We start from the raw sequence: 24,004 nt of genomic DNA, 5'->3' as shown, positions 1-24,004 counted from the left end.
TCTGCAACAGTTGTGGCCACGGCGCTGGATCGGCGCGGCGTGCCCTGGGCTCGCCTATTGCGGTCGCTGCAATTTCGCGCGGCGCCGACCATGGCGATGAGCTACGTTAGGTCCAGCCGCGAAATTCCGTCAATAGTTCGATGCAGCAGTTTTCGAAATCTTTAGCTGCGAAATTTAACCTCCGAGCTGTTTACTTTTAACGCCTTTCCAGTAATACTGATCGGTTGACCAGTGACGGGGATCTCTTGGCATGATGTCAGTATTCCGCATTCCCGCAGGTGGGAAAGGGTTTGGTGGTTGCGTCCCGATGATCGGGCGGTCCTCGTAGACGTGGGTCCTGTCACAGTGTCGGTCGGCGGCTCCGGCGTACGGTCGATCGGAGATGGCAGAAACGGGACGCTGAGGTTAATTGCGCGAAACGCATGTGAATTCCAGTCACACGCGCTACGGGATTGCCGGGACACTTTTACTTGATGGAAACACGACATCGGCGACAGAAATGCTGAATAGTAGCCGGATCGACCCCGCTGGCGGCTTCTCGGCGCGCCGCTGGTCGCGCCGGGCGCGATAGAGTTCGGCCGTGCTCGCGTCAGCTTCCCCTATATATATCGAGTCCGCCATGCTTGCCGATGCGGCCTTCGGCACCTGCCCCGAACGTGCCGCTACCGAGTTGCCAGCTGCCGCGCACCCCCTCGATTCCTGGTATCGGGCGGTGATTCTGGGGGGCCAGGGTCGCTACGCCGCGGCACGCGAGGAGTTGCGCTCGTTATCGGCCAGCACCACCGATCCGGTATTGCTCTCGCTGGCCGCGAGCACCGCGGGTTCGCTGCTGCGCCAGCTCGGCTGGCATGCCCGCGCCGCGACCTTGGACGGTCGTGCGGCCGCGTTGAGCCTGCCGACCGGATCCGCCGATCGCGACGAGTTCGGGCCGAATCGCGTCGACGCGATATGCGATGCGCTGACCGGTCTCGCGGCCGATGCGCTCGGCACCGGCCGTCTCGCGCTGGCCACCCGGCTACTGCGGCGCAGTCATGACGAACTGACCCGTGCGGGGTCGTCGGCGGGCTGGCGGGCGCTGATCCGCTGGCATTGGGTCTGTGCGGAGACCGCACTCGCCTCCGGGGCCGCCGATACCGCGGCGCCGCACGCCGCGACGGCCCTCGCGCTCGCCGAGCAGGGACCCTCGGTTCGGCACCGCGTGAAATCCAGCCTTCTGGTCGCCGCGACCGCGGCTGCCTCCGGCGACAGTGAGCGCGCGCGCGTGCTCGCCGATGAGGTCGCCGAACAGTGCCGCGAGCACGAATTGCTGCCATTGCGTTGGGCCAGTTCGATGTTGCGCGCCGGGGTGTCCGCCGGGACGCGCGCGAGTGCGGCCGAGGCCGACGCGCGGCGGTGCGCCGAGACCATCGGCCGTCGTGGCGGGCGCTTTCGTCCCATGAGTGATTCCCGAGTCTGATCTAGAGACGACCGTGTTGCCCGTACCCGCGGGTTGTATCGCTATTGTTAGATCCGTTCCGCCCCTTCGGCGGAAGCACTGTTCATCACCGACGGTGCCACTTGTAACGCCAGGAAATTCTCTGACGATGACGAACACGGGCGAAGAGTTGGACCTCGCCGTCGCTGCCGCTGCGCAGGGCGACAGATCCGCTTTAGCCCAGGTACTCGAAATGGTCCGCCCGTTGGTGGTGCGCTATTGCCGCGCGCGGATCGGCGCTGCGGAGCGTGGACAGCTCTCCGCGGACGACGTCGCGCAGGAGGTATGTCTGGCTGTGATGACAGCCTTGCCCCGGTATCAGGACCAGGGCAGGCCCTTCATGGCCTTTGTATACGGAATCGCTTCGCACAAGGTCGCCGACGCACATCGCAACGCCGCCCGTAACAAGGCGGAGGCAATGGCCGAAGTACCAGATGTCATATCCACCGACCAAGGTCCGGAACAGCGAGCACTGGAATCCGAAACGAGCAGGCAGATGAACAGCCTGCTCGCGACGCTTCCGGAGAAGCATCGCGAGATTCTGATCCTGCGTTTGGTCATGGGTTTGTCAGCAGAAGAAACCGCAGTCGCCGTGGGCAGTACGGCGGGTGCGATACGCGTCGCTCAACACCGGGCGCTCGCGAAACTGAAGTCACAAGTGGCGAGGGCAGGTGAAATGTATGGCTAGGGATGGCGAGCGCGGTCGGGGCGACTGGAAGGCGCGACGTGGATCGCGGAACAGCGGTCCCTACGCCGGGAGCGGTGACACCGGACCGGTGGACATCGCGGCGGTGCGCCGAGACGATGCGCTGATCGATGCCATTGCTAGCAACGGGCCGGTGCAGACCGACTCCGCGGAGGAGTATCAGCTCGCGACACTGCTGGCGGACTGGCGGGCGGAGCTGATTTCCCCACCGCTACCCAGCGAACCGAGTCTCGATGAGATCGTTGCTGCGGTCAACCAGGAGATCGGTGCCCGGCAGGTTCGCATCGGTGCGCAGTCGGGTACGCGATTACGGCTTGTTCGTCCGATCCTCGGGACAGCGGCCGCGCTGGCTCTGGTCATCGGCGGACTTTCGGCGTTTTCCTATGGTGCCGCCCCGGGTGATCCGCTGTGGCGGGTCAAGGAAGTCGTGTTCAGCGAGCAGGCGCAGAGCACCGTGGTGCAACGTGCCGACAATGATCTGGCGAACGCGAAAGTGCTGCTCGATCAGGGCAATCCGGATATGGCCAGGCAAAAGCTGGAGGGCGCCAAGGCAAATGCGGAGCTGATCGACGATCCGGCCAAGCGCGACAAGCGGATCAGTGAATTCGATGCATTGCTCGCGCAGTTGAGCAAGATCGCCCCGGAGATCGCGAGGTCGCTCGCGCCGAGTACGTCCTCGACGACGCCGAGTTCGGTGACCGATGGCAGCACCATCACCGCACCGACCACCAAGCCGTCCGGCGATGGTGGGTCGACTTCCGCGGTGGTGCCACCGGTCGATACGAAGACGCCGACGACGGCCGAGCCGACGGTGCCGGGTACAACGGGTACGCCTGGTAAGCCGACTGTGCCGACGACGCCGGTGACCACTGAACCGCCGACGCAGCCACAGCAGCCGAGTCAGACGCACCCGCCCCAGGGACCGCCGTCCACCGTCGTGGGAACTCAGCCCCCGCCGGTCCAGCCGACTGTGGACACGGGCGTGCCCGCGCAGCCGCCGACCGTTGGTGGCAACACCTTTGTGATTCCCAGTGGTTTTCCTACTCTGCCCGGCTTGCCCGGATCGAGACCCGCCACATAATCGGAGTTGGTACTCCGCAAGCGCTTTGGCTTCTAGGAAAGCGCTGAACCCGCAGCCGCGCTGGGGCGTACGCATATTCGGACGCCCCAGCGTGTGCGTGGCTCGATCTCCGAATTGCTGTGCATGAACCGATTGCCGACCGGCGGTCGGCTTTTGTCTGTTAGCTATTTCACATCGCGCCCGCGTGTCGCCGCGCCTGTTACTCAGCGCGCGATATCAGCTGTCGAACCCGTCGAACCCATCGCCGTGGAAGGCCTCGTTCATCGAGGCGTCTGCGTATCCCCGGCAGTAGTCCCAGGTGACATACGCCTCCGGCATCGGATCGTAGGCGGGCTCGTGCGGGCGCACCGTGCCGTCGACCAGCAGCTGAAGCAGGTTGGCGCGCAGCATGTCCCAGTCGTGGTAGTGGTCTTGTCTGCAGTCCTCGCAGCTGACCACAAGTCCGCGGATGCCACGATGCGCTAGTAGCGCCTCATACACCGCAAGGTCGGCGAGATCCTCCTCGACCGCAAGGCGCTCGTGGGGATCCAGCGGCTCGCCGGGCTCGATTGCGTCGAGCGCGGCGGACGGGTCGGAGGGGTCTCCGGCGAACGGATCCGGCGGCAAGCCAGGTGGTAGATGGTCACGCACACCCCCACGGTACGCAGAACAGGGTGCTCTTCGCCAGCTATGCGGCGCGCCAGTTTCGGCGGTGGGCTCAGTTCATCGGTGTGTTTGCGGGGCAGATACCATGGTTTGCAGGCCCGGCCGGCACCCGACATTGCTGGCGGAGCCGCCACCGTCCATTCCACCAGTCCACGACGCCGGTCATCCGGCGTTCGTTGCTTTCGACGTCCAGGAGGGGTCGATCCGAATGAGTAATCCCGTATCGGGCGAACGAATCGCGGTCCGCCCTCCTACGGGTGGTGACGATCCGAACAAGATCGCCATGCTCGGCCTTACGTTCGACGATGTGCTGTTGCTGCCGGCCGCTTCGGATCTCATCCCCAGCTCGGTGGAGACCTCCAGCCAGCTGACCCGTGAGATCCGGCTGCGCACCCCGCTGTGCAGTTCCGCGATGGACACCGTGACCGAGGCGCGGATGGCCATCTCCATGGCGCGCGCCGGTGGTATGGGTGTGCTGCACCGCAATCTGGCCGTCGCCGATCAGGCCGCGCAGGTCGAGACCGTCAAGCGGTCCGAGGCGGGCATGGTCACCGATCCGGTGACCTGTCGTCCCACCGACACCCTGGCCGAGGTCGACGCCATGTGTGCGCGCTTCCGCATCTCCGGTCTGCCGGTGGTGGACGAGACCGGAGCGCTTGTGGGCATTATCACCAACCGCGATATGCGCTTCGAAGTGGATCAGAACCGCCGGGTCGCCGATGTGATGACCAGGGCGCCGCTGATCACCGCGCAGGAGGGCGTCACCGCCGAGGCCGCGCTCGGCCTGCTGCGCCGCCACAAGATCGAGAAGCTGCCGATCGTCGACGGCAACGGCCGCCTGCGCGGACTCATCACCGTCAAGGACTTCGTCAAGACCGATCAGTACCCGAACGCCACCAAGGACCGCGACGGTCGCCTGCTCGTCGGCGCCGCGATCGGCGTCGGTGAGGACTCCTGGTCGCGCGCGATGACCCTGTCCGACGCCGGGGTGGACGTGCTCATCGTCGATACCGCGCACGGCCACCAGGCCGGTGTGCTGCAGATGGTGACCAAGGTCAAGGCCGAGGTCGGCGATCGCATCCAGATCGTCGGCGGCAATGTGGCCACCCGGGCCGGTGCGGCCGCACTGGTCGAGGCGGGCGCGGACGCGGTGAAGGTCGGTGTCGGCCCCGGCTCCATCTGCACCACCCGCGTGGTCGCCGGTGTCGGCGCGCCGCAGATCACCGCGATCCTCGAGGCCGTCGCCGCATGCAAGCCGCACGGCGTTCCGGTGATCGCCGACGGCGGCATCCAGTTCTCCGGTGATATCGCCAAGGCCATCGCGGCGGGCGCGTCCACGGTAATGCTCGGCTCGCTGCTGGCCGGTACCGCCGAATCGCCGGGTGAGCTGATCCTGGTGGGCGGCAAGCAGTTCAAGAGCTACCGCGGTATGGGCTCGCTGGGCGCGATGCAGGGCCGCGGCCAGGCCAAGTCCTACTCCAAGGACCGCTACTTCCAGGACGATGTGCTCGCCGAGGACAAGCTGGTGCCCGAGGGCATCGAGGGCCGGGTGCCGTTCCGCGGACCGGTCAACCAGGTGATCCACCAGCTCGTCGGCGGGCTGCGGGCGGCCATGGGCTACACCGGATCGCAGTCCATCGCCGATCTGCAAGAGGCGCAGTTCGTGCAGATCACGGCGGCGGGGCTCAAGGAGAGCCACCCGCACGACATCACGATGACCGTCGAGGCGCCCAACTACACTGGTCGCGGCTAGCCTGCTCGACGGGTTGTGTACTGGACGGAATGGTCGGTGCATGATTGACCGTGTTCGCGGTAATTAGAGGTACATAGCCAACGGCCTCACAAGGCGAAGGGGCAGGATCACGAGTCCTGACCTGCCGCCCCGGACGTAGTCGCCTGTTCACGATGGACGGCTCCACATGGACCGCGACGGAGCGAGTCTTACGAGCGACGTTCGCGGCCCGTCTCGCGTCCGAGCCGAAGGCTCGGCCATCGAACTCAGCCGAGTCGTCGAAGCGCATGCGACGAAGTCGCGAGTCTCGACGGCTCGGACGCGAGACATCAGGGGGCCGCGGACACACAGCGCCGCAGGCGCTGCATATCCAACAGAGCCGTGAACACGCCGCGCCTGCGCGGCCGAAATGAAGGAGAAGACGCGTGCGCGACATGGTCGAGATCGGCATGGGCCGGACCGCCCGGCGTACCTATGAACTGGACGATGTCGATATCGTCCCGTCGCGGCGGACCCGTTCGTCGAAGCAGGTATCGCTGGCGTGGCAGCTGGACGCCTACCGGTTCGAGATCCCGTTCCTGGCGCACCCGACCGACGCGCTGGTTTCGCCGGAATTCGCCATCGAACTGGGCAGGCTCGGCGGACTCGGTGTCATCAATGGTGAGGGGCTGTGGGCCCGGCACGCCGATGTCGCCGCGAAGATCGATCAGCTGCTCGAGCTCGTCGCCAAGGGCGGGTACGAGCGTGCGGTCGGGCTGTTGCAGGAGCTGCACGCCGCACCGATGCAGCCGGATCTGCTGGCCGCCGCGGTCGCGCAGGTGCGCGCCGCCGGTGTGACGGTCGCGGTGCGGGTCAGCCCGCAGAACGCGCGCGCGCTGACCCCCGCGCTGGTGCAGGCCGGTATCGACCTGCTTGTGGTGCACGGCACCATCATCTCCGCCGAACATGTCGGCGACGGTGAGCCGTTGAACCTCAAGACCTTCATCGCCGAACTCGATGTGCCGGTGGTCGCCGGTGGTGTCAGCGATCACAAGACCGCGCTGCATCTGATGCGCACCGGCGCCGCGGGCGTGATCGTGGGCTACGGCTCCTACCCGGGCGCCACCACCACCGGCGAGGTGCTCGGCATCGGGGTTCCGATGGCGACCGCGATCGCCGACGCCGCCGCCGCGCGCCGCGACTACCTGGATGAGACCGGTGGACGCTATGTGCACGTGATCGCCGACGGTGATATCGCGACCTCGGGTCAGCTGGCCAAGGCCATTGCCTGCGGTGCCGATGCGGCCATGCTCGGCGTGCCGCTGGCCCTGGCCGCCGAGGCGCCCGGTCGCGGCTGGTACTGGCCGTCCTCGGCCGCGCACCCCTCGGTGCCGCGCGGTTCGCTGCTGCACGTGGAGGATCCATGGGATCTGGGCGGCGAACTGTCCGGCGATACCGGTGAAACCGTGCGCCCGAGTCTGGAACGAGTGCTGTTCGGGCCCTCCGACGATCCGTTCGGCTCGCTGAATCTCGTTGGCGGCCTACGCCGTTCGATGGCCAAGGCGGGCTACTGCGACCTCAAGGAATTCCAGCGGGTCGGGCTGAGCGTGCGCGCCTGACCACACCGTTTTCGCGCAGCACGGTATTCGGTGAGCCGAGCCGATGCCGGGGCGGCGTTCAGCGAACGCGGGTCGGCACGGTGTGTTCGCGCAGGAACTGCTGGATGACGGCGTTGACGGGTTCGGGGTGCGTCATCGTGACGGCCAGGCGCGCGCCCGCGATCTCGACGTAGGTGGATACGGTCAGCCCCCTGGCCAGTTGTTTGGCGCGGTCGCGGGTGATGCCGCTGTCGGTGGCGTGAATCACCAAGGCGGGGCAGGTGATTTCGGATAAGCGGTCCAGCACCGAGTCGCGGCCGAGCAGACAGCCCGCGGCGACCTCGATACCGCGGCGGTCGCGGGCCAGCCAGCGTTTGGTCCAGATCGAGCGGTACCACTCGTCATCGCCGATCAGCCAGTACGCGAGTTGTTCGACGGCCTCCTGCCGGGAGCAGTCGTCGTACCACTCATCCAGGAATTTCTGGGTCGCGGTGGACTGTTCGGGTGTCGGGCCGTGTGCCTCGGTGCTGATCAAGATCAGCGCGGAAACCCGCTCGGGTGCGATGAGCGCGGTGCGCAGCGCGGTGAACCCCCCTTGCGCGGTACCGCCGAACACCGCGCGTTCGGCGCCGAGATGGTCCAGCACGGTGAGGGCGTCGCGCGCAGCGGTCCAATAGGTGAACGGCAGCCCCTCGTCCCTGGTGCGGCCATGTCCACGCGCATCCCAGGACACAATGCGGAATTCCGGTGCGAGCGCGGCCATCTGGGATGCGAACATCGTTCGGTCCATGAAGAATTCGTGTGCGAGCAAGACCACCGGACCGTCGCCGCCGCTGTCCTCGTAGTGGATGTTGGCATCTATCGCGCGGGCGAAGGGCACGGCATGAGGATAACGAGCGGTGCGGGGGTGCGCGGGATGATTCAGCCGCTGACATCTACGCCTCGCTGGCACTCGGCTGCGATGCTGCTGTGCCGATGGTTCGCTCGCGACGCACCCTCACTAAACTGAATGGGTGGCAGAAACCCAGAGACCGGTCCTCGTCGTCGACTTCGGCGCCCAGTACGCCCAGCTGATCGCCCGTCGGGTCCGTGAATCGAGTGTGTTCTCGGAGGTGATCCCGCATAGCACCACGGTGGACGAGATCGCCGAGAAGCAGCCGCTCGCGGTGATTCTGTCCGGCGGACCGTCCAGCGTGTATGCCGAGGGCGCGCCGCAATTGGATGCGCGGCTGTTCGATCTGGGCATTCCGGTATTCGGCATCTGCTACGGCTTCCAGGCCATGGCGCAGGCGCTCGGCGGCACCGTCGCGCACACCGGCACCCGCGAATACGGCCGCACCGAGCTCAGTATCGACGGCGGTGTGCTGCACGGTGGCCTGCCGACCAAACAGCCGGTGTGGATGAGCCACGGCGACGCGGTCACCGATGCGCCCGAGGGCTTCGAGGTCACCGGTACCAGCGCGGGTGCACCGGTCGCCGCGTTCGAGGATCGGGCCCGCAAGCTGGCCGGCGTGCAGTACCACCCCGAGGTGCTGCACTCGCCGCACGGCCAGCAGGTGCTCAGCCGCTTCCTGCACGACCTCGCCGGAATCCCGGCCACCTGGACCCCGGCCAATATCGCCGATTCGCTGATCGCCACGGTGCGCGAGCAGATCGGCGATGGTCATGCGATCTGCGGGTTGTCGGGCGGTGTGGACAGCGCGGTCGCCGCCGCGCTGGTGCAGCGTGCCATCGGGGACCGGTTGACCTGTGTGTTCGTCGATCACGGCCTGTTGCGCGCCGGGGAGCGCGAGCAGGTGCAGCAGGACTTCGTCGCCGCGACCGGCGCCAAACTGGTGACTGTCGACGCGGTGGACAAATTCCTTGGTGAGCTGAAGGGCGTCACCGATCCGGAGGAGAAGCGCAAGATCATCGGGCGGGAGTTCATCCGGTCGTTCGAGGATGCGGTCTCCGAGGTCGCCGCCGCCGACGGCGCGGCATCGGATTCGGGTCCGGCCGTCGAGTTCCTCGTACAGGGCACCCTGTACCCGGATGTCGTCGAGTCCGGCGGCGGCTCGGGTACTGCGAATATCAAGAGCCACCACAATGTCGGCGGTCTGCCCGACGATCTGGAGTTCGAACTCGTCGAGCCGCTGCGGCTGTTGTTCAAGGACGAGGTGCGCGCGGTCGGTCGCGAGCTCGGGCTGCCCGAGGAAATCGTTGCCCGCCAGCCGTTCCCGGGCCCCGGCCTGGCCATCCGCATTGTCGGCGAGGTCACCGCGGACCGGCTGGACACGCTGCGGCAGGCCGATGCCATCGCGCGCGAGGAACTGACCGCCGCCGGTCTGGACCGTCAGATCTGGCAGTGCCCGGTGGTGTTGCTCGCGGAGGTGCGCAGCGTCGGCGTGCAGGGTGACGGCCGCACTTACGGTCATCCGATCGTGCTGCGGCCGGTCTCCAGCGAGGACGCCATGACCGCGGACTGGACCCGTCTGCCCTACGACGTGCTCGAGCGGATCTCCACCCGCATCACCAATGAGGTGGCGGAGGTCAACCGGGTGGTCCTGGACGTGACGAGCAAGCCGCCGGGCACCATCGAATGGGAGTGACCCGCGATCGGGGCTGATCGAGGGGATTTCGGGAGTACCGTCAGCCGGGTAGACCAGTTTTCAGGGGGTCCGGATGGCAGCGAAGAAGCCGCTCTGCACACTCAACGCGGTCGTCGAGGCCCCGTGCGGGGTGGTGGCCGCGCTGCTCACCTCGGTCAGCGCGGGTCCGGTCGGTCCGGACAACGCCTTCTTCCTCGCCGACGGTCCGGATCCCGAGATGCGGCTGCGCGGCGGCCCGAACGAATTCCGGGCCGCGATCGCGGGTGATCCCAATGGGATTCGGGTCGAGGTGGATCGGGCACAGGCCATGCTCGCGGTCGAGGGGCAGTGGTGGTTTCGCGCCGAATGCCGAGTGTTGCCGCATCCGAAGGGATCTCGGATGATCCAGCAGGTGTTCAATGTCGCCACCACTGGGCGATGGATGGTGCCGATGATCGCGCGCGGTGTCGAGGGGAAGCAGCGGCTGAGTATGCAGCGGTTGCTGGATCGGATCAGCGAACATCTGGGCTGCTCGGCCTATTTGGAGTAGGCGCGTCGCTGGCGTCGCGCCACGCAGCGCTGTTCGGTCCCGGTCGGCTGGCGGTGCCGCCGAGGATGAACTGCCCGAGTAGCAAACCGCCGCCGAGGTAACTGCGGCTCGGTGTCAGTGGCATGAACCGGCCCAGCGGAATTCCGAGAAGATCGGTCGGTTGATCGTCGATGTCGAACTGTTCCATGGGCATTGGTGTGCTCCTGCGCCGGAAAGAAAATGGCCCGTCGGGAGACGGGCCATTTGTGTCGGTTCATTCGGTTGTCGATCAGCGCGGTTTGCGTGGGGAGATGACCAGCAGGATGCCGACCACGATGGCGGAGATCACGACGACCCAGCCGAGCGAGACGACGCCGCTGGCGGTCGTGGTCGGGCCGGTGAAGGCCCAGATGCTGACGCCGAGCGCGAGCAGGCCGACGATCAGCAGCGAGACCGACGGCCCACGCTTGGTCGTGTTGTTATCGGTCGGGTCAGCCACGGTGCACCTCCGCATTGCCGGTCCGGACATGGACTTTCAGGTCGAGCACCGGTGTGCCGTCGGCGTGCGGGCCGGTGATCCCGGTCGGGCAGTGGACATCTCCCAGATTGACGGTGCAGTCGGTGCGCACCGCCATACCCTCGGGCAGCAGGATCTTGGCATCGCCGAGCTGGACCGCGACCTCGACGGCGCGGTTCTCGGTCAGCTTCAGCGATCGCAGATCCAAAACGCCTGTCCCCACGGTCAACTCGTACCTCGGGGCCAGGTCGGTCATCGAGGTCGGCGTCCAGGTGCGATCGCCGACGGTGGCGCTGTCGAATTCGATCGGGCCGATCATCGAGGCCAGCACCACGAATCCGGCGAGCGGCGCGGTCAGTACCAGCAGGCCGTAACCGCGGCGCAGGAAGGCGCCGACCACCAGACCGAGGCCGATCACCGCCAGCGCCACCGCGCCGATGCGCCCCGGTGTCATCCAGTCCGCACCCGAGGCGGCCAGTGCGCCCGCACCTGCGGCGGCCAGGATGGCCAGGCCGAGCACCACCGCGGTCAGTCGGGAGCGGGGGCGCTTGGGCGGGGGTGCGACGACGGTGGTGGTCGGGGTGGGTTCGGGGAGGTCCCAGGCGAGTGGGGCGACGCCGAGCGGATCCCAGGAGGGCGGGGTTACGGCGGTCGTTGTCGGCTTCGCGACAGCCGCGAGCGGGGGCCGGGGTGCGCTTGTGCCGGAAGCGGATTCGGATTGCGACGAGCCGCCGCCGGTACTCATGGTGGGGGTGTCGGTATTGCTCGCGCTCGGCGTGGCGGCGGCCTTATCGAGAGGCAGGCTGCCTCCTGGCGCGTTGGACGTCGTGCCCGGCGCTGCGGAGGCGGCGGTTCCGATCGGTGTTGTGCCGTTGTCGGGCCGAGTGGTCTCGATGTCGCCCCGGGACGTGGTTTCCGTGTCGCCGCTATCGAATAACACCGCGTCTTTGCTCAGCAACACGGTCTCGGCATCAGCTGGCGCAGCGCCAGCATCGGTCGGCGTACTGCCCTTTTCGATCAGTTCGGTTACGGCATCATCTTCATCGGCGTCGTGCAATAGGACCGTGTCCGGATCTGCCTGCTGCGGTGGTGCCTCCTGGACCGGATGGTCCGGAACATAGGCGTCCGGCAACTTCGTGTACGGCGTGTACATGCTGGTCGGCGGGACATCGGGCGAGTAGAAGTCGCCGGGCCCCGTGCGCTGCGGGAATACGGCCCCGGGATAACCGGTCGCGGTTAGACCGCCATCGAAGGCGCCGAGCGAACTGGTGCCGGGCGGTGGCTGCGGATTGCGCATATGCAGCATCCACCAACCGGCCAGCATCAGCGCCATGCTGATCAGGCCCGAGCCCGCGAGTCCGACGCCGACCGGTCCCATGGTGCTGACCGCGATGGCGAGCGCCACGATCAAGACGATGGTCTTGGTCTGCGACTGGGAGCTGTGCCCCTTGCCGAACAGCGATTCGGCCGCGGACGACTGATCACCCGCCTCGCTCAGCAGCAGCCAGGCGAGCAGGTACAACACGATGCCCGCACCGCCGAAGATCGTCGACACCACCAGCGCGACCCGGATGAGCACCGGATCGATGCCGTACCGCTGCCCGAATCCGGCCGCGACGCCTGCGATCGGACCTTGCCGCGGCAACCGGACGGGCCGCGTCTGCCACATCTGGTGAAGCTGATCGCCGAAGGTCGTTTTCGTCATGGTTCCCATGGTGGGCGTGACCAGCGCTTCGGCGCATCGGGGGGAACCCTGAGAAAAACTCTGATCTCTTTGTACCAAGCGGTCTGTTGTTCAGTTGCAGGGTGGGCGATAGGGGAGTTGGGGGAGGTGCCTGCGCCAGACGTCGGGGGTCATCAGACCATGGGGGGCGCGGCAGATACGGTCGGCCGCAGGTGGCGGCCATGACGTTGGAGAGCAACGGGAGGGCGCCGGGATCGTAGCTCTGTCTGGTCGCGTGGTCACCGAGACCGCAAAGCTCGGTGAGCGGCGATGCGAAACCGCATCGCCGCTCGAGTCTTGCCGGGTTACAGGAAGATTCGGTCTCCTGTCACCGCGTCGGCGGCGGTGACGTCGGGCGATACTCCTGTCAGGGTCACGTAGGACTGGATGGTGAGCGGTCCGCCGCAGTTCTTCACGATCAGGTGGTAGTCGTGGCTGACCAGATAGCCGGTGCCACCGAGGGGCAGTTCCTTCGTGCCCACTTCAAACGGCTTGATCTCGCCGGGCGCGATCGACATGTCGAGGCTGACCCCGGCGTAGATCTTCGGGCCGATGCTGGCATCGAAATTCGGTGACATCGAGTCTCCGCTACCGCTGACACCGATGCTGAACCCGGCGTCGAAGCCGATTCCGGCCTTGATGCCGATGGTGAGATCGACATTCACGGCGCAGGCGACGAGGTAGCCCACCTTCATGGTGCCCGTCGCATTCGCGGGAATCGTGCCGTAGAAGGTGTTGTCCAGGAACACCTCTCGGTTGGTCGGCATGCCGTTGAGCGGGGGTACCGGGCGGAATTGCTCGTCCATGTGGCCGACGGTCATCTCGAATCCCGCTGGGCCCGAATAGTTCTTCTCATGCGGTGCCATGCCCTGGGCATTGGCGATCGGTGCACCCGCCAAGGCGATCCCGACCAAGGTGGCTGCGGTGACCAGTACCGACTTGATGTTCATGGTTCCTCCCCCGAATCTGTGCTCCGACCCCTGCGGAGCGAGTGCCGCCGTCTCCGGCCGCGGTGTTGAGTGGGACGTTTTCCGGCCCGGAAGAAACGTATGGCGCTGGGCTGTGCGCTGCCGCGGCCATTGATCGGTGGGCGAACCCAAAAGCGCTGGTAGACATGCCTGGTGGCAATTCTCCGGTCCGGCGGTGCATGGGTCGGCGGCGGATCCGTCGGGTTGTCGGCCCAGCGCGTCGCAAGATGCCTGAGCTCTACATAAGAACGGCAGTTCAGCGTGGCTTTCCTGTCCGGACCGGACAGGAATCGGGCGGCCTCACCACGTCTGAGAACGCCGTAGCGTTCTGCTGACATCGAACAAATCGGGAGAAACAAGTGTCACGCACCAGGTTCGTCCTCAGCGCTTGCGTCACCACGGCATTGGCGAGTACCGCCTTCACCAGCACTTCGGCATCCGCTGATGTGCTGCCCAACCTGGCCGGCCCCGCGGTTCCAGCGATTGCCGACCTCAACGGCGACGGCTACACCGATGTCGTATTCAGCGATTTCGTGCTCGGGTTCGGAGTGTCTGTTTTCCTGGGAAGGCCCGGCGGAGGCTTCGAGCCCGCCGTCCGCTACGCCACCGGCGGTCAGGCGGACTACGTCGCCATCGCGGACTTCGACCACGACGGCAAGCTCGATATGGCCGTCACCAACTTCACCACCAGCGACGTGTCCATACTGATGGGCAATGGCGACGGCACTTTCGCCAAGGCCGTCAACTATGCGACGGACCTGGCTCCCGGGGCGGTCGTCGTCGGCGACTTCGACCACGACGGCAACCCGGACTTGGCCACCTCCAACCAGGCCCCGTCATGGTCGGTGCTCATGGGCAATGGCGATGGCACTTTCCGTGCGGCATACACCCTCTCCAGCAACCTGGGCGTCGGCTCCGGGTCCGCCGACGTCGCGGACTTCGATGGGGATGGCAACCTCGACCTGCTGCGCGGCAACTACGTCAACAGCACCATCCAGATCTACCGCGGCCGCGGTGACGGCACCTTCGCCGCCCCGACCACGTTCAGCGAGGGTGCCCTGACCGCCTGGTACGGCATGACGCGCGACATCAACGCCGACGGCAAGCCCGACATCCTTTTCTCCAACCTGGTCTCAGGCACCGTATCCACGCTGTTCAACAATGGTGACGGCACCTTCGGCGCGCCCACGGCATATCAAACCGGCGGTCTGCTCCCGCAGTGCTTCGACCTCGCCGACCTCAACGGCGACGGCATGCTCGACATGGTGGTTGCCAACGGCGGCACCTCCAGCATCAGCGTGCTGCTCGGGACCGGCAACGGCACCTTCGGTCCGCCGCACACGTACCCCTCCGGCGGGCTGGTGCCCCTGTCCACCCCGATCCTCGCCGACTTCAACGGCGACGGAAAGATCGACACGGTCATCGGCAACACCGGCACGGGCAACATCACCCTGCGCTACGGCAACGGCGACGGCACTTTCGGCCCCGCTATCGACTACTCGGCCTGATCGACCGCTACGGTCCACCGATAGATCAGGGTGATTCCTGATGGTCGGGTGTCGGTGGCCGTGCCAGTATCGAAGACATGTACCCGTCCATGCCCGCGTTCGATGCTGCCCGAGGGGATGACCCCCGCAGTGCCGCGTGGGGCGGTGGGCCGGGTTCGGGCGTCGCGCCCGGGTTTGCCCCGGGGCCCGGGCGCGGCTTCGGCCCCGCGCCGGTGCTGTTGTACACCGAGCCGCCGTATCCCAGGATGGTGCGGCGCTCGGGTGGCCGGATCGTCGGCGGTGTGGCCGGTGGTATCGCCGATCACCTCGGGCTCGACGTCTTCAAGGTGCGGATAGCGTTCGTCTTGCTGTCCGCGCTGGCGGGGGCCGGGATCGTCGGCTACGGGATGCTGTGGATCTTCACCCCGGGCGGCCACGATGCGGTGAAGCCGACCGGTCGGGAGCGCCGGCAGGCGATCGGGCTGGCCCTGCTCGGCATCGGGCTCGCGGTCGGGGTGTCGTGGTTGCTGAGCGGAACCGCGGCGAAGGTGATCGTGCCGATCGTCGTGGTTGCGGTCGGTGCGGCGCTGGTGTGGCGCGAGTACGACACCGACGGCCCGCGGTCGCTGCTCGGGCTGCCCGCGCGTCCCTCGGTGGTGACCTGGTCGCGCATCGTCGCCGGTATCACGATGATCGTGCTCGGCCTCGGTGTGGTCGTGCTGGCCAGGATCGATCTGAGCGCACTCGGTTCCGCGCTGCTCGCGGTGGCGGTCACCTTGATCGGTGCCGGTCTGTTGACGGTGCCGCTGTGGCTGCGCATGATGCGGGCGCTGAACGCCGAGCGCTCCGCCCGCATCCGCAATGAGGAACGCGAGGAAATCGCGTCCCACCTGCATGATTCGGTATTGCAGACGCTGGCGCTGATCCAGCGTCAGGCCGACGACCCGCAAGAGGTGGCCCGGCTGGCGCGCAGTCAGGAGCGGGAACTGCGCCGCTGGCTCTTCGAGGATTCCGGTCCGGCACAGTCGAGTCTGGCCGCCGCGCTGCGCACGATCGCGGGCGAGGTGGAGGACCAACACGGCGTGAAGGTGACCCCGGTGACCGTCGGTGATGTCACGATGGACGGTGACGACAGCGGATCCGGTCTACCGAAGGAGCATTTCACCGCACTGCTCGGCGCGAGCCGGGAGGCGCTGGTGAATGCCGCCAAACACGCCGGCGTTCCGGAGATCGATCTGTTCGCCGAGGCGGAACCGCATCAGGTGAGCGTCTTCGTGCGCGATCGCGGGGCCGGATTCGATATCGCGGCAGTGCCGCAGGATCGGCAGGGCGTCGCAAAATCCATCCGCGCGAGGATAGAGCGCCGCGGCGGTTCGGTGGAAATTCTTTCCACGCCGGGCCGGGGCACCGAGGTGCGGATCATCATGCCGCGCACCGATTCCGGTGATCAGGATCGGATCGACGATGCGCAGGAGCCGGTCGGCGACGAACAGCGTGACGGGGCACGACAGACGGTTCGCAACGGTCGATGATCGTGGCTGTCGAACGGCGCTGCGTACTGACGGCGTTCGGGTGCTGCGCGGGTTTCAGATCTGTTGTGAGCCGATGATGTCGCATCGGCGGAACTCGGGACCGGTGGCGATTCGGATATTCGGGTGCCGCCACAGCGCGTCCGGTCCGGTTGGCGGGCAGCGCATTCGAGGCATTGCATGCGGGCGCTGGGGTGGTAGTGGCCCGGATGGCGACAGATGTGACGGCAGTTGTGGTACCGATGAAGTGCGGACGGCCTGCGGGCGGTCCGCGCGTCAGGGTGGTCGATCCACCGAGGATGAGGAGAAGTAGGTGGCCGTGCGGGTCTTTCTCGTCGATGATCACGCCGTATTCCGCTCGGGTGTGCGGGCGGAGCTGAGCCGGGAAACCGATATGGAGGTGGTCGGGGAGGCCGGTGGTGTGGCCGAGGCGGTCGCCGGGATCAATGCGGCGCGGCCGGATGTGGTGCTGCTCGATGTGCACATGCCCGACGGTGGTGGGGTCGCGGTGCTGTCCGGTATCGATGACGGTCCGGTGTGCTTGGCATTGAGTGTCTCCGACGCCGCCGAGGATGTGATCGCGGTGATCCGGGCGGGCGCGCGCGGCTATGTCACCAAGACCATCTCGGGATCCGAACTGGCCGATGGCATTCGGCGGGTTGCGGGTGGCGATGCCGTCTTCAGCCCGCGGCTGGCCGGATTCGTGCTGGACTCGTTCACCGGAAAGTCACCGGTGCCGGAGCCGCCGCTGGATCCCGAATTGGATTCGCTCACCCCACGCGAGCTGGAGGTGCTGCGCCTGCTGGCCCGCGGCTACACCTACCGGGAAATCGCCGAAAACCTCTACATCTCGGTGAAAACCGTGGAAACCCACGCCTCAAACGTCCTGCGCAAAACCCAGCAGTCCAACCGCAACGCCCTGACCCGCTGGGCCCACCGCCGCCGCATCGACTGACCAGCCCTGCTTCTCGGACAAGCGACACCATGCGCTCACCCCGGTGACATCTGCACCAGCGCATTCTCAGCCGCGTCACGCACGGGGCGGGGGCGGTTACATCAGGGCGATGATGACGGCGATGATGAGGACCAAGCCGATCAGGAGGCCGATGGCGATGGCCAGAGGGGCGTTGCTCGGCTCTTTTGGTTTGGCGCGCTGGGGGGTGGGCGCGGTGGGGGCGGCGGTGTTGCGGTGGGGGCGGGGGAGGGGGGTCGAGTGGGGGCTGCGGAGGCCCGAGGCCGAATTGCGGGCGGCCCAGGCCGGGATGGTGCCGTCCTCGGTGCGTACGGGGGCGCCGAGGATATAGGGGCCGGTGCCGGGACCGAATGCGGCGGTGAGGATTTCGTCGCGCGCCTCGGCCATTGTCGGCCTGCGCTGCGGTGCGGGTTCCATCATGTGCAGCAGCGCATTGGTGAGCATGCCACTGCGGCTGGGCGGGATGATCTGGGCCATGGCCGCGCGGTAGACCACGGCATCGGTGTCATCGTCCATACCGAATGGCGGTTGCCCCTCGATCGCGGTGTACAGCGTCGCGCCGAGGGAGAACACATCGCTCGCCGTGGTCGGCTGCGCCCCGCGCGCCACCTCGGGAGGCAGGTAGGCGGGTGTGCCGGTGATCATGCCGTCCGGTTCATCGGAGTTGTCGGTCGCACCGCGGGAGATGCCGAAGTCGCTGAGCTTGGCCAAGCCGACGCCGGGGCCGCGGTCGGCGACGAGAATATTGCCCGGTTTGATATCGCGGTGCACGATGCCCGCGGCGTGCGCGGCCGCCAACGCATCGGCGACCTGCGCCCCGATCTGTGCGACCTCGACCGGCGGCAGGGTGCCCGCCAGCGCCAATGCCCTTGCGACACTTCGTGATGGCAGATGTTCCATCACCAGCCACGGCTCGCCCGCCTCCAGCACCACGTCGTACACCGCGATGGCGTGCTCATGTGAGAGCTTGGCCGCGACCCGGCCCTCGTGCATGATCCGATTGCGGATCTCGGTGGCCTCGGCCTCGGGGAGTTCGGCGGTGGAGAGCACCTGTTTGATCGCGACGTCCCGGTTGAGCAGGCGATCGTGTGCGAGCCAGACCGCACCCATGCCGCCGCCACCCAGCTTCGACTGCAGACGGTAGCGGCCAGCGACAAGATATTCGGGGCCGACTATGGGACGAGCGCGTTCGGTCACGGGTGCAGGGTATCGGAAAATGGGGTTAACTGGCCTGATTCGAGACCGACACCCTATTGCGCCAGCAGCCGATCCGGGTGCATGCCGTCCACCATGCCGATGAAGGGTGGGTGGATGCTGTAGCCGAGCATGCGCCGGATTTCCGGGGATACCGCGCGCACCGTATCGCGACTCGTCGAGAGGGTGAACGCCTCCTGCGTGCGCAACCACGGCTCGCAGTACTGCGCGGTGGCGGCCAGGCGCGAGCGCGCCGAGCGGTTCGCGCCACCGCCGTGCCAGAGGGTGCCGAGGAAGAAGACGCACGATCCGGCGGGCATGACGCCGGGCACGCGCAGGTCGTCCTGCTGCGGTGTCCGACCGTCCGGCCAGCGGTGGCTGCCCGGGATCAGCATGGTCGCGCCGTTCTCGGCGGTGAATTCATCGATCGCCCAGATGGTGGCCGCCGACAATGCCTTTCGCGGTCGCGGCACCGGGTAGAAGCCGTCGTCGGGATGCAGGAGTTGGGCATTCTCGCCGGGGGCGATATTGATGATTTGCAACTGCGACAGCAGGTAATTGGGCAGTAGGAGTCGATCCAGCAGCGCCAGTACGCGGGGATGGTCGACCAGCCGATCGATCATGCGCGTCTTGCCGAGCACGCTGTAGAGCCGCTGAGTGTGGTGTCCCTCGAACGCATTTCGCCCGTTCGGGCCCAGGAGGGGCAGCAGTTCGGTCCGCAGGGCGGCACATTGCGCCGGGTCGAGCAGTCCCTCGAGGATGACGTAGCCGTCACGGTCGAGGGCGGCGAGATCGGCGTCCACCTGTGCGGCGGGGATATCGCGCGGCGCATGCACCGCGCGATGGGTTCGGGATAGGTCGCCGGTCAGATCCTCGAGTCGTTCGACCTCGGGCTGGATATTGCTCATTGCTGTTCTTCCCTTCCTGCGCCGGTTGCTCCGGCCACGAATTCCCAGACTTGATCGGCGACGACGGCACGGTCCGGTCGCGGGCTGCGGGTGAGCGCCACCGCCACGGCCATGTGCACGCCGCCGAGAACGGCCGCGACGAGCAACTCCGGGTCGCGATCCGCGGGCGCCGCGCCCTGGCGCTGGCCCTGAGCCATATTCCGGATGCCGACCTCGATCGCCTGCTGCAGTCGCTGGCGTTCCACACCCGCCGCTTCGGCATCGCCGAAGCGGCCGAGTGCTACGGGGGCGAGCGGATCGTCATAGAGGAAGTTCACCCAGGCCACGACGCGCGCGTGTTCGCGTTCGCGCCAATCCTTTCCGGCGAACTCCGCATAGGTGACGTGCGCGCCGAGGCGGTCGTAGAAGTCGGTGATAACGGCGGTGAGCAGGCCGCTGCGTGAGCCGAAGTATCGGTAGGGCAGCCCGACGCTGACTCCGGCGCGGCGGGCGACGGCCGCCACCTCGAGTTCCCCGGTTTCGCTCAGCTCTGCATGCGCCGCCTCCAGCAGTCGTCTGCGCGCGGTCGCCCCCCGTCGCGACAATTCTTGGTCGGTCATGACTCCGCCTCGCTGGCGTTCGGCTCCGTCATGACCGACATGTCGGCTGTATTGATGGTCGCTCGCTCATATCCCCGATAGTAAGTTGAGTTCAACTCAAAAACAACGGCATCGTTGCGAACCGGCCGGGGTCGGTGCGCGGACTTGACGGAATTCGGGGGTGGGTTTCTACTGAGCGGGTATCGAACGTATATTCGATACCGATCGATAGCTGGATCGGTGCTGACTCCTTGATCGTGAAGGTTCGCTCCGTGTGCTTCGCCTCGGGTCCATCGTGGAAGTAGGTGGTTGTGATGGGTTCGGATGAGGATTCAGGGGCGGGGAGACGGCGGGACGGTATGCCGCCGAGGGATAGACCGACATTGGATGAGCTGCGCCGACGGATGGCGGCGATACCCGGGCGCGGGGAAGCGGCGGCCGAGCGGATGCCTCGTGCCGTCGAATTGCGCCGGGAAGCGCTGGCCGTGCCGCCCGCCCTTGCCGAGCTGTTGCCCGAAGGCGGTCTGGTCAAGGGTTCGGTCGTGGCCTACTCGGGTGCGAATTCACTGTTGGTGGGGCTGCTGGCCGCGGTGACCGAGGGCGGCGGACATGCTGCGGTGGTCGGGGTGCCCCGGCTCGGGCTGCTCGCCGCGGTCGAGATGGGCGCGCAGCTGCAACGCCTCGCCGTCGTCGCCGATCCCGGCCCGGATCCGGTGGAGGTGGCCGCGGTATTGCTCGACGGTCTCGATCTGGTGGTGCTCGGTCTCGGCGGCGCCGCCGTGGCCCCATCGCGCACCCGCGTCATCGCCGCCCGCGCCCGCAGCAAGGGCGCCACCCTGGTGGTCACCGACGGGCGCTGGCCCAACCCGTCCCTGCGCCTGGACACCCGCGTCGCCGGATACGGCGGCCTCGGCGCCGGTCGCGGTCGGCTCCGCTCGGTGCGCCTGGAGGTCGCGGTCCGCGGCAAGGCGGGACCGCCATGCCATGGCCGAATCGAACTGCGGCCCAACGCGAGTCGCGTGGAGTGGGTGTCGCTGGAAACGGTCGCATCGGTGCGCGAAGAAGCGGTCGATGCGTGCGGTGCGGCGTCATGAACGAGGTGACATCCGATGCGTGCGGTGCGGCGTCATGAACGAGGTGACATCCGATGCGTGCGGTGCGGCACCGTGATTCGGATGGCTGCGCGATATCGATCGGTATCGGCGCGGTGCTCGCGGGAGTAGGGCGGTGATTCAGCCGAGTCGGATGCGCGGTGGTGCGCGGGTGCTGGCGCTGTGGTGCCAGGACTGGGGGGCGGTTACGGCGGCGGCGGTGGCGCGGGTGCCCGCGACGCGGCCGGTGGCGGTGCTGTTCGGCAATAAGGTCGTGGAGTGTTCGGCCATTGCCAGGGCCGAGGGGGTGCGGTGCGGGCTGACCAGACGGGAGGCGCAGTCGCGGTGTCCGAATGTATATGTCGCGCAGGCGGACCCGGATCGGGATGCGCGGCTGTTCGAGCCGGTGGTCGCGGCCATCGATGCGACGGTGCCGGGGGTGGAGGTGCTGCGTCCGGGGCTGCTCGTGCTCGGGGCGCGGGGTGCGGCCCGATATTTCGGGTCCGAGGAGGCGGCGGCCGAGCGGCTCGTCGACGCGGCGGCCGCGGTGGGGGTGGAGGCGCAGATCGGCATTGCCGATGAGTTGTCGACGGCGGTGATCGCGGCGCGGTTCGCCGTGATCGTGCCGACCGGCGCGGGTGCGCGGTTCCTGGCGCCACTGCCGGTGCGGGAACTCGCGCTCGAACCCAGCCTGGCCGCACCGGAGCGCAGTGATCTGGTGGATCTGCTGCACCGCTTGGGATTGCGGCGCATCGGTGATTTCGCGGCGCTGACCTCGACCGAGGTCACCTCGCGCTTCGGCGCGGATGCCGTGCTGGCGCACCGCTGTGCCAGGGCCGTGCCGGAGCGCCCGCCGTCCGCGCGGCGTCCGCCGCCGGAGCTGGCGGTGCAGTACCGCTGTGATCCGCCGATCGATCGGGTCGATGCCGCCGCCTTCGCGGGCCGCCTGCTCGCCACCCAATTGCACGAGGCGCTGTCGCGTGCCTCGATGGCCTGCACTCGGTTATCGGTATCCGCGGAAACCGAGGCGGGTGAACAACTTTCGCGCATCTGGCGGTGCGCGGAACCGCTGACCCCGGAGGGTACCGCGGATCGGGTGCGCTGGCAGCTGGACGGCTGGCTGACCCGCCGCGACCGCCCCACCGCACCGATCACCCTGCTGCGGCTGGAACCCGTCGAAGTCGTTGCGGCGGGTGCACTTCAGCTCGGTCTGTGGGGCGGTGTCGGTGCGGAGGACGAGCGGGCCCGCCGCGCCCTGATCCGGGTGCAGGGCCTGCTCGGCGGCGAGGCGGTCCGGGTCGGCGTGCTCAGCGGCGGGCGCGGACCCGTCGAACGCATCACCATGGTCGCACTCGGCGACGAGCCGGTTCCGGCCGCCGATCCGGCCCTGCCCTGGCCCGGCCGCCTGCCCCGCCCCGCGCCCACGGTGATCCTGGTGAACCGCCCGGTGGTGTATCTGGAGGCCGCCGATGGAGCCCCGGTGCAGGTCACCGAACGCGGCCTGTTCACCGCCGACCCGGCCCTGCTGCGCTGGGGCAGCAAACAATGGCGACTCGCGGGCTGGGCGGGTCCGTGGCCGGTGGACGAACACTGGTGGACGCCGGAATCCGATACCCTCTGCGCCGGAATCGCCGCCCGCATCCAGGTGCAGCTCGCCGGTGAACCGGCCGATGTCCGCGTACTACTGCTCATCTACAACGACCAGACCTGGCGCGCGGAGGGGCTCTACGACTGACGGCGCTGCCCGCTGTTACGGGCGTGACCACACCAGCGCCAGCGTGAACGGATGTCCGCGCAGCTCGGCCCATTTCGGCTTGGCCGCGATCCACGCGTCATCCACCAGCGCCTCGGCCATCTCGGTGAGCACCCACCCGGCCGCCGATGCCGCCGATATCTGCTCGCTGATCAAGTGCAGATGTGTGCTGATCGCCACCGGTTCCCCCGCATCGGGCGTGTAGTGCGTCGGCATACCGGTCACCATCATGAATTGCGGGTGATAGCTGACTGTCACGCACATGCCGCCCGGCGCGGTCAGCCGCCAGGCCTCGGCGTAATAGGGCGCGAGGTCGTCCAGGTGCTCATCGATCAGCGAGGAGATCACCAAATCGTATGCGCCACCGGCCAATCCGGTATCGCGCACATCCGCCTCGGTGAGCGTGGTGTGCACCCCGCGCGCGCGGGCCCGCGCGAGCATCCCCGCACTCACGTCGACGCCATCGATCCGCTGAATTCCCCGCTCCCGCAACCAAGCCCCGGTGCGCCCGGTCCCGCAGCCGAGATCGGCGGCGCGCCGCACTCCGCTCCAGTCCGGGTGGTGCAGCCGATCCAGCAGTGCGAGATCCATCTCGTCCATGACGGTCTGCTCATACGTCGGGGCCCACCCGTCATATCCCGCGGCGACATCAACGGTGCGATAGTTGCGGCGATCGAAGTCCGCGAAGGAGGGCATGTTCGCAGTATTGCCGCGCTCCCCGACATCCACCAGACAATTTCCGGCACCACCCCGTCGTTGGCTTCGAATGCCGTGTAACAGGTGCTGCACGACCCACCCTCAGGCGAGCACGACGGAGCGAGTCTTACGAGCGACCGTTCGCGGCCCGTCTCGCGTCCGAGTCGTCGAAGCGCATGCGCCGCAGGCGCGAGTCTCGGCGGCTCGGACCGCGAGGTGCTTGTCAGCGCGATCGGCGCGGTGCTCGAGCTCGACAGCGAGATCACCGAGATCACC

Annotated in this window: 22 protein-coding genes; 13 read left to right on the top strand and 9 right to left on the bottom strand. The window is 67.4% G+C overall.

Features of this window, described 5'->3' with window-relative positions; genetic code table 11:
• Nucleotides 1-580: 580 nt before the first annotated feature.
• From ACWEO2_RS18685 to ACWEO2_RS18675, 3 genes are all read left to right on the top strand, one after another.
• The gene (locus ACWEO2_RS18685) at nucleotides 581-1,456 is read left to right on the top strand and encodes a hypothetical protein (protein WP_452406461.1); all 876 of its coding nucleotides are present in this window, start codon (nucleotides 581-583) and stop codon (nucleotides 1,454-1,456) included.
• Nucleotides 1,457-1,583: 127 nt separating this feature from the next.
• Nucleotides 1,584-2,162 (top strand): sigma-70 family RNA polymerase sigma factor, encoded by a 579-nt coding sequence (locus tag ACWEO2_RS18680; protein WP_354951867.1) that lies wholly within the window; start codon nucleotides 1,584-1,586, stop codon nucleotides 2,160-2,162.
• On the top strand, nucleotides 2,155-3,261 hold the full coding sequence (locus tag ACWEO2_RS18675; RefSeq protein ID WP_452406460.1) for an anti-sigma-D factor RsdA: 1,107 nt from the start codon (nucleotides 2,155-2,157) through the stop codon (nucleotides 3,259-3,261). Before ACWEO2_RS18680 ends, ACWEO2_RS18675 begins: the two co-directional genes overlap by 8 nt.
• Before the next feature lie 216 nt (nucleotides 3,262-3,477).
• On the opposite strand, the gene ACWEO2_RS18670 is transcribed toward ACWEO2_RS18675, so the two are convergent.
• Nucleotides 3,478-3,891 (bottom strand): DUF5319 domain-containing protein, encoded by a 414-nt coding sequence (locus tag ACWEO2_RS18670; RefSeq protein ID WP_040686729.1) that lies wholly within the window; start codon nucleotides 3,889-3,891, stop codon nucleotides 3,478-3,480.
• Between the two features lie 223 nt (nucleotides 3,892-4,114).
• Here ACWEO2_RS18670 and guaB point away from each other — a divergent pair, with 223 nt between their 5' ends.
• Together guaB and ACWEO2_RS18660 are read left to right on the top strand one after the other, a co-directional pair.
• Nucleotides 4,115-5,659, top strand: a complete 1,545-nt coding sequence (gene guaB, locus ACWEO2_RS18665; RefSeq protein WP_452406459.1) for an IMP dehydrogenase — start codon at nucleotides 4,115-4,117, stop codon at nucleotides 5,657-5,659.
• Between the two features lie 404 nt (nucleotides 5,660-6,063).
• The gene (locus tag ACWEO2_RS18660) at nucleotides 6,064-7,236 is read left to right on the top strand and encodes a GuaB3 family IMP dehydrogenase-related protein (RefSeq protein ID WP_452406458.1); all 1,173 of its coding nucleotides are present in this window, start codon (nucleotides 6,064-6,066) and stop codon (nucleotides 7,234-7,236) included.
• 58 nt (nucleotides 7,237-7,294) lie between these two features.
• Here the strand turns inward: ACWEO2_RS18660 and ACWEO2_RS18655 are convergent, their stop codons facing one another.
• On the bottom strand, nucleotides 7,295-8,095 hold the full coding sequence (locus ACWEO2_RS18655) for an alpha/beta fold hydrolase (protein WP_452406457.1): 801 nt from the start codon (nucleotides 8,093-8,095) through the stop codon (nucleotides 7,295-7,297).
• A 133-nt stretch (nucleotides 8,096-8,228) separates the two neighbouring features.
• Between ACWEO2_RS18655 and guaA the strand changes: the two genes are divergently transcribed.
• Both guaA and ACWEO2_RS18645 read left to right on the top strand, forming a co-directional pair.
• Entirely contained in the window at nucleotides 8,229-9,803 is a 1,575-nt protein-coding gene (guaA, locus tag ACWEO2_RS18650) for a glutamine-hydrolyzing GMP synthase (RefSeq protein ID WP_452406456.1), read from the top strand.
• A gap of 73 nt (nucleotides 9,804-9,876) precedes the next feature.
• Complete coding sequence (locus tag ACWEO2_RS18645) at nucleotides 9,877-10,332, top strand: hypothetical protein (RefSeq protein WP_452406455.1); 456 nt, start codon at nucleotides 9,877-9,879, stop codon at nucleotides 10,330-10,332.
• Between the two features lie 268 nt (nucleotides 10,333-10,600).
• Here the strand turns inward: ACWEO2_RS18645 and ACWEO2_RS18640 are convergent, their stop codons facing one another.
• The 3 genes from ACWEO2_RS18640 to ACWEO2_RS18630 form a co-directional block, all read right to left on the bottom strand.
• A complete protein-coding gene (locus tag ACWEO2_RS18640) occupies nucleotides 10,601-10,810 on the bottom strand; it encodes a tetraspanin family protein (RefSeq protein WP_354951666.1) in 210 nt (69 codons plus the stop codon).
• Entirely contained in the window at nucleotides 10,803-12,533 is a 1,731-nt protein-coding gene (locus ACWEO2_RS18635; protein ID WP_452406454.1) for a PspC domain-containing protein, read from the bottom strand. Before ACWEO2_RS18635 ends, ACWEO2_RS18640 begins: the two co-directional genes overlap by 8 nt.
• A 323-nt stretch (nucleotides 12,534-12,856) precedes the next feature.
• The gene (locus tag ACWEO2_RS18630; protein WP_452406453.1) at nucleotides 12,857-13,501 is read right to left on the bottom strand and encodes an MspA family porin; all 645 of its coding nucleotides are present in this window, start codon (nucleotides 13,499-13,501) and stop codon (nucleotides 12,857-12,859) included.
• A gap of 377 nt (nucleotides 13,502-13,878) precedes the next feature.
• Between ACWEO2_RS18630 and ACWEO2_RS18625 the strand changes: the two genes are divergently transcribed.
• The 3 genes from ACWEO2_RS18625 to ACWEO2_RS18615 all read left to right on the top strand — a co-directional run bounded on the left by ACWEO2_RS18625 (nucleotide 13,879) and on the right by ACWEO2_RS18615 (nucleotide 17,490).
• Nucleotides 13,879-15,027: an FG-GAP repeat domain-containing protein gene (locus tag ACWEO2_RS18625; protein WP_452406452.1), complete on the top strand. Its 1,149-nt coding sequence runs from the start codon at nucleotides 13,879-13,881 to the stop codon at nucleotides 15,025-15,027.
• A 245-nt stretch (nucleotides 15,028-15,272) separates the two neighbouring features.
• Nucleotides 15,273-16,538: an ATP-binding protein gene (locus ACWEO2_RS18620; RefSeq protein ID WP_452406607.1), complete on the top strand. Its 1,266-nt coding sequence runs from the start codon at nucleotides 15,273-15,275 to the stop codon at nucleotides 16,536-16,538.
• Between the two features lie 316 nt (nucleotides 16,539-16,854).
• Nucleotides 16,855-17,490: a response regulator transcription factor gene (locus ACWEO2_RS18615; protein ID WP_354951859.1), complete on the top strand. Its 636-nt coding sequence runs from the start codon at nucleotides 16,855-16,857 to the stop codon at nucleotides 17,488-17,490.
• Between the two features lie 96 nt (nucleotides 17,491-17,586).
• Here the strand turns inward: ACWEO2_RS18615 and ACWEO2_RS18610 are convergent, their stop codons facing one another.
• From ACWEO2_RS18610 to ACWEO2_RS18600, 3 genes are read right to left on the bottom strand one after another with little or no spacing between them, the layout of a single operon-like run.
• On the bottom strand, nucleotides 17,587-18,705 hold the full coding sequence (locus ACWEO2_RS18610) for a serine/threonine-protein kinase (protein ID WP_452406451.1): 1,119 nt from the start codon (nucleotides 18,703-18,705) through the stop codon (nucleotides 17,587-17,589).
• Between the two features lie 53 nt (nucleotides 18,706-18,758).
• Nucleotides 18,759-19,610: a phytanoyl-CoA dioxygenase family protein gene (locus ACWEO2_RS18605; protein WP_452406450.1), complete on the bottom strand. Its 852-nt coding sequence runs from the start codon at nucleotides 19,608-19,610 to the stop codon at nucleotides 18,759-18,761.
• The gene (locus ACWEO2_RS18600) at nucleotides 19,607-20,209 is read right to left on the bottom strand and encodes a TetR/AcrR family transcriptional regulator (protein WP_452406449.1); all 603 of its coding nucleotides are present in this window, start codon (nucleotides 20,207-20,209) and stop codon (nucleotides 19,607-19,609) included. The genes ACWEO2_RS18605 and ACWEO2_RS18600 overlap by 4 nt, the downstream gene beginning before the upstream one ends.
• A 293-nt stretch (nucleotides 20,210-20,502) precedes the next feature.
• Here ACWEO2_RS18600 and ACWEO2_RS18595 point away from each other — a divergent pair, with 293 nt between their 5' ends.
• Both ACWEO2_RS18595 and ACWEO2_RS18590 read left to right on the top strand, forming a co-directional pair.
• A complete protein-coding gene (locus tag ACWEO2_RS18595; protein WP_452406448.1) occupies nucleotides 20,503-21,282 on the top strand; it encodes a hypothetical protein in 780 nt (259 codons plus the stop codon).
• 151 nt (nucleotides 21,283-21,433) lie between these two features.
• Complete coding sequence (locus tag ACWEO2_RS18590; protein ID WP_452406606.1) at nucleotides 21,434-23,014, top strand: DNA polymerase Y family protein; 1,581 nt, start codon at nucleotides 21,434-21,436, stop codon at nucleotides 23,012-23,014.
• Between the two features lie 15 nt (nucleotides 23,015-23,029).
• On the opposite strand, the gene ACWEO2_RS18585 is transcribed toward ACWEO2_RS18590, so the two are convergent.
• Nucleotides 23,030-23,728, bottom strand: coding sequence for a class I SAM-dependent DNA methyltransferase (locus tag ACWEO2_RS18585; protein WP_452406447.1), 699 nt, complete (start codon nucleotides 23,726-23,728; stop codon nucleotides 23,030-23,032).
• Between the two features lie 84 nt (nucleotides 23,729-23,812).
• Here ACWEO2_RS18585 and ACWEO2_RS18580 point away from each other — a divergent pair.
• The coding region (locus ACWEO2_RS18580) for a hypothetical protein (RefSeq protein ID WP_452406446.1) at nucleotides 23,813-24,004 on the top strand (192 nt) is incomplete at its 3' end.

It is taken from the genome of Nocardia sp. NPDC004278 (genome assembly GCF_053602975.1).
Note: the sequence above shows the minus strand (reverse complement) of the source record. Positions and strands in the feature narration are given on the sequence as shown.